Origin of the sequence: Brevundimonas sp. P7753 (assembly GCF_013386595.1) — a bacterium.
Classification (GTDB): Bacteria; Pseudomonadota; Alphaproteobacteria; order Caulobacterales; family Caulobacteraceae; genus Brevundimonas; species Brevundimonas bullata.
Map to the genome: position 1 here is coordinate 1 of NZ_JACARP010000162.1, position 4,164 is coordinate 4,164.

7 protein-coding genes are annotated in these 4,164 nt (G+C 70.1%); 5 read left to right on the plus strand and 2 right to left on the minus strand.

Going from position 1 to position 4,164, the window contains the following annotated elements; translation table 11 throughout:
• The first annotated feature begins 43 nt into the window (after positions 1-43).
• Positions 44-490, plus strand: a complete 447-nt coding sequence (locus HX774_RS18670; protein ID WP_178828939.1) for an HK97 family phage prohead protease — start codon at positions 44-46, stop codon at positions 488-490.
• On the opposite strand, the gene HX774_RS18675 is transcribed toward HX774_RS18670, so the two are convergent.
• Together HX774_RS18675 and HX774_RS18680 are read right to left on the minus strand one after the other, a co-directional pair.
• Positions 453-788 (minus strand): hypothetical protein, encoded by a 336-nt coding sequence (locus HX774_RS18675; protein WP_178828933.1) that lies wholly within the window; start codon positions 786-788, stop codon positions 453-455. The two genes, HX774_RS18670 and HX774_RS18675, sit on opposite strands and share 38 nt — an antisense overlap.
• 3 nt (positions 789-791) lie before the next feature.
• Positions 792-1,595, minus strand: a complete 804-nt coding sequence (locus tag HX774_RS18680; protein ID WP_178828934.1) for a hypothetical protein — start codon at positions 1,593-1,595, stop codon at positions 792-794.
• 107 nt (positions 1,596-1,702) lie between these two features.
• Here HX774_RS18680 and HX774_RS18685 point away from each other — a divergent pair, with 107 nt between their 5' ends.
• The 4 genes from HX774_RS18685 to HX774_RS18700 all read left to right on the plus strand — a co-directional run bounded on the left by HX774_RS18685 (position 1,703) and on the right by HX774_RS18700 (position 4,094).
• Positions 1,703-2,929: a phage major capsid protein gene (locus tag HX774_RS18685; RefSeq protein ID WP_178828935.1), complete on the plus strand. Its 1,227-nt coding sequence runs from the start codon at positions 1,703-1,705 to the stop codon at positions 2,927-2,929.
• A 181-nt stretch (positions 2,930-3,110) separates the two neighbouring features.
• On the plus strand, positions 3,111-3,377 hold the full coding sequence (locus HX774_RS18690) for a head-tail connector protein (RefSeq protein ID WP_178828936.1): 267 nt from the start codon (positions 3,111-3,113) through the stop codon (positions 3,375-3,377).
• Positions 3,378-3,387: 10 nt separating this feature from the next.
• The gene (locus tag HX774_RS18695; RefSeq protein ID WP_178828937.1) at positions 3,388-3,690 is read left to right on the plus strand and encodes a head-tail adaptor protein; all 303 of its coding nucleotides are present in this window, start codon (positions 3,388-3,390) and stop codon (positions 3,688-3,690) included.
• A complete protein-coding gene (locus tag HX774_RS18700) occupies positions 3,687-4,094 on the plus strand; it encodes a DUF3168 domain-containing protein (protein WP_178828938.1) in 408 nt (135 codons plus the stop codon). The genes HX774_RS18695 and HX774_RS18700 overlap by 4 nt, the downstream gene beginning before the upstream one ends.
• Positions 4,095-4,164 lie beyond the last annotated feature (70 nt).

Consider the following 4,164-nt stretch of genomic DNA (forward strand, 5'->3'; position numbering starts at 1 on the left):
GCGCCCCCACCCGACCTCGCCTGACGGCTCGGCCACCCTCCCCATGAAGGGGAGGGAGAAGGGTGAGGTCTGGATCGAAGGCTATGCCTCGCTGTGGGGCGCGGCGGACCTGAACGGGGACGTGGTGGCGCGCGGCGCCTTCGTCGACAGCCTGGGGAAGACCGGCGCGGCGGGGGTGCGGATGCTGCATCAGCACGAGAGCCGGGCGGTGGTCGGGGTCTGGGACGAGATGGTCGAGGACGAGCGCGGCTTGCGGGTGCGCGGGCGCGTTTGCGACTGGTCGGCTGAGGCGCGTTACGCTCAGGCCCTGACGCGGGCGGGGGCGCTGGACGGGCTGTCGATCGGGTTTCGCGCGGCGAAGGCGCGGCGCGACGGGCGGCTGCGGGTGCTGAGCGCGGTGGAGCTGTGGGAGGTGTCGCTGGTGACATTCCCGATGCTGCCGAGCGCGCGGTTCAGGTCGGTCGTGAGCGGAAGCGGCGCAGCAGGATGAAGAGGACGGCCAGGGTCGGGAGCAGGATGGCGAAGCCGGCGGCGTAGCCGATCAGGACGGGGTGATCCGATCCGGCGGCGACGGCGCCGCGCTGGAAGGCCGCCTTCACGAGCGAGGCGGGGACGCCGAGGAGGAAGACGACGACGAAGACGCCGCCAGCGAGCCGCCAGCGGGGCGTCTTGACGGGTTTCTGATGCGAGAAGACGCCGGGCGGGAACAGGGCGAGGAAGAGGGCCAGCAACAGCGGCTGCAGGAGGCTGGGCCAGAGGTCGGCGAGGGTGAAGATCGGGGCGGGCATAGGTTAGCGCTTCTTCGACGTATCGACTTCCCGGATCAGGGCGCCCTGGACGCCCCAGAGCTTGTCGCCGGCCATGACGTAGATCGGCAGGCGGTTGAGCAGGGACAGGAAGACGTGAACCTCCAGCGGTTGGGGGGCGACGATGACGTTGGTCATGAGGCCCACCGTCTGGCCGCCCTGCTGAGCCTGACGACGGTCGAGGTCGAGGCAGCCGCCGGACAGTTGCTCGCGCTTTTCGAGGGTCCGGCCGTCGGCGCTGACGTGGAAGCGGTAGTGGCCGCCCATCGGCACCTTGTTGGCGTCGGTGGTCGAGGCCAGCAGCCAGACCAGCCAGCCGTCGCTGTCGGGATCGTCCAGAACCACGGCGTTGTAGCGGGCGGCGCAGCGCAGGGCGCCGATGCCGGAGGCGGCGGTGTTGCGGGCCAGATAGCGCACAAGGTGATCGTCAGGGAGGGCGGCGCCGGCAGCCTCTGTCACGGCGCCGGCGCGGCCGTTCTTGTCGACCAGAATGTCGTAGCCGGGACGCGGTGCGGCGGGGTCGCCGAGGAGGAAGCGGACCAGTTGATCCTCGCCGTTCGGGACCACGATCCAGCCGATCAGGCCCTCGGGCGGCTTGCCGCTGAAGCGGGCGAGCAGGGCGTCGGTGGCGCGGGCGGCGGCGCGGTCCTGAAGGAATATCGAGGAGCCGACGGCGCCGGTCTGCGTCAGCGGCCAGGCCTCGACCTGGGCCGGGGGCGCGTCGTCGGCGGCTTGCGCGGCGGGAGCCAACGACAGGGCGGCGAACAGAGACATCAGCAGCAGTCGCATGGCGATCCTTCAAGGGAGCGTCCTGCGCCGCGGCAGGATCCGGGTGCGACCTTCGAAGGTCGCACCCCAGCGTAACCGCGAATCGCGGTTCTTCAACCGGAGAGAGCATGAAAGAGACCAAGACCGCCTCGGCTTCGCCCGAGGCGCGCGCCGCCCTGCATGAGATGATGGCGGCGTTCGAGGCGTTCAAAGGGGCGAACGACGCCCGTCTGGACGAGATCGAGAAGAAGGCGTCGGCCGATGCGCTTCTGGAGGAGAAGGTGGCGCGCATCGATCAGGCGGTGGCGGGGGCGCAGGCGCGTCTCGACCGTGCGCTGAGCGAGAGCCGTCGTCCGATGTTGGGTGCTGAGGTGCCGGTCGTGGCGGCGGCGCCGGAGGCCAAGGCGGCGTGGGACGGCTATATGAAGTCGGGTCAGTCCTATGGACTGGAGCTGAAGGCGGGGCTGTCGTCGGCGTCGAACTCGGCGGGCTATGTCGTGCCGCCTGAGACGGAGCGGGCCATCGAGCGCCGCCTGATGGCGGGCTCGCCGATGCGCGAGATCGCCACGGTGCGCACGGTGGGTTCGGGCGTGTTCCGCAAGCCGGTGTCGACGGCGGGCGTGACGGCGGGCTGGGTGGCCGAGACGGCGGCGCGGCCGGAGACGGACCCGGCGACCTTGAGCCTGCTGGAGTTTTCGTCGGCGGACCTCTACGCCTGTCCGGCGGCGACGCAGTCCTTGCTCGACGACGCCCTGATCGATCTGGACGAATGGCTGGCGGCCGAGGTCGAGGACGCCTTTGCGGCGCAGGAGACGGCGGCCTTCGTCAGCGGCGACGGGGTCAACAAGCCCAAGGGCTTCCTGGCCTACGCCACGGCGACCGAAGGGACGCAGACCTGGGGCCAGATCGGTACGGTGGCCTCGGGCGCGGCGGGGGCGTTTGCCTCGACCAGTCCCGCGGACAAGCTGATCGACCTGATCTATGCGCCCAAGGCCCAGTATCGGCCGAACGGGCGCTTTGTCATGAACCGACGCACGGTCTCGTTGGTGCGCAAGTTCAAGGACGCGGACGGGAACTATGTCTGGTCGCCGGCGACGCGGCCGGGCGATACGGCGTCGCTGCTGGGCTATCCGGTCACCGAGATCGAGACCATGCCGGATGTGGCGGCCAACAGCCTGTCGATCGCGTTCGGCGACTTCTCGCGGGGCTATCTGATCGTGGATCGCGCGGGGGTGCGGGTGCTGAGGGACCCCTATTCGGCCAAGCCCTATGTGCTGTTCTACACGACCAAGCGCGTGGGCGGCGGGGTGCAGAACTTTGATGCGATCAAGCTGATGAAGTTCGCGGCCTCGTAAGGGGCTGATGACTTTCCTCCCTGTTCGCGGAGCGAATGGGGAGGTGGCGCGTCGCGATAGCGACGTGACGGAGGGGGCGACTCGAGGGCTGACGTTTGCGTCGCCCCCTCCACCACTTCGTGGTCCCCCTCCCCACAAGTGGGGAGGAAAGGGGCGGCGTCCGAACATTGGAGATTTTAGCATGAGCGCACCCGTGACCCTCACGGAGGCGAAGCTGTTCCTGCGCGTCGAGCATGAGGCGAAGGACGGGCTGATCCAGACCCTGATCGAGGCGGCGAGGGCGCGGGTCGAGGGGGAGGTGGGGCTGAGCCTGGCCTCGACCTCGGCGGCGCCGTTGCGGTTGGCGGTGATGATGCTGGTGCTGCGGGCCTATGAGCGGGGCGACAGCGAGATGAGCGTCGCGCCGGTCGAGGGGTGGATCGCGCCTTATCGCGTGGTGCGGCTGTGAGCGCGGGGGCATGAAGGTGATCGCGAGCCTGGTGCGGGCGGTGGAGGCGGAGACGACCTATGGCGGGCGGGTCGTCAGCTATGAGCCGGTCGGATCGTTGTGGTTGAGCCTTGGGGCGCGGCGTCGGCGCGAGCGGACGGAAGCCGGCGTGACGCGCGGGGTGGAGACGCTGAGCGCCACGGTGCGGGCCGATCCGCGTCTGTCCGAGGGGCTGGTGGTGCGCTTTGGCGGGGCGGACTGGGGCGTCGTCGGCGTCGAAGCCGATCCCAAGGCGGCGGGGCGCGTGCGGCTGAACCTGGAGCGGGCGCGATGAGGGATCATGAGGGGGCGCTGATCAAGGCGCTGATCGCCTGGCTGAAGGGCGACGCGGCCTTGCAGGCGCTGCTGGGCGATCCGGCAAGGGTCTGGGACCAGCCGCCGGAGGAGCCCGCGTTTCCGCATCTGCTGATCGGCAAAAGCGAGAGCCGGGGGCTGAACGCGGACGGCGGCGGGGTCGAGCATCGGCTGACCCTGACCTGCGCCAGTCGGTTCAACGGCATGGAGGAGGCGCGGGCGGTGGCGGCGGCGGTGCGGGCGCGGGTGGCGGATGCCGCCGTCGAGGCTGACGGGGTGAGGGCGGTCAGTCTGGGCGTGACCTTTACCGATGTGTTCCGCAGCGGGGATCTGAAGCGAGCTTGGGCGGTGATGCGGCTGCGGGCTGTGACGGACGAGGTTTGAGCCTCGAAGCGGGCTGACTCGATCCTCCCCTGCGGAGCGGGGGAGGGGGACCATGCGCAGCATGGTGGAG

What these genes read in the sequence shown, in the direction of transcription:
- HX774_RS18680 (WP_178828934.1), bottom strand. Translation starts at nt 1,595, where the DNA reads ATGCGACTGCTGCTGATGTCTCTGTTCGCCGCCCTGTCGTTGGCTCCC.
- HX774_RS18670 (WP_178828939.1), top strand. Translation starts at nt 44, where the DNA reads ATGAAGGGGAGGGAGAAGGGTGAGGTCTGGATCGAAGGCTATGCCTCG.
- HX774_RS18695 (WP_178828937.1), top strand. Translation starts at nt 3,388, where the DNA reads ATGAAGGTGATCGCGAGCCTGGTGCGGGCGGTGGAGGCGGAGACGACC.
- HX774_RS18675 (WP_178828933.1), bottom strand. Translation starts at nt 788, where the DNA reads ATGCCCGCCCCGATCTTCACCCTCGCCGACCTCTGGCCCAGCCTCCTG.
- HX774_RS18700 (WP_178828938.1), top strand. Translation starts at nt 3,687, where the DNA reads ATGAGGGATCATGAGGGGGCGCTGATCAAGGCGCTGATCGCCTGGCTG.
- HX774_RS18685 (WP_178828935.1), top strand. Translation starts at nt 1,703, where the DNA reads ATGAAAGAGACCAAGACCGCCTCGGCTTCGCCCGAGGCGCGCGCCGCC.
- HX774_RS18690 (WP_178828936.1), top strand. Translation starts at nt 3,111, where the DNA reads ATGAGCGCACCCGTGACCCTCACGGAGGCGAAGCTGTTCCTGCGCGTC.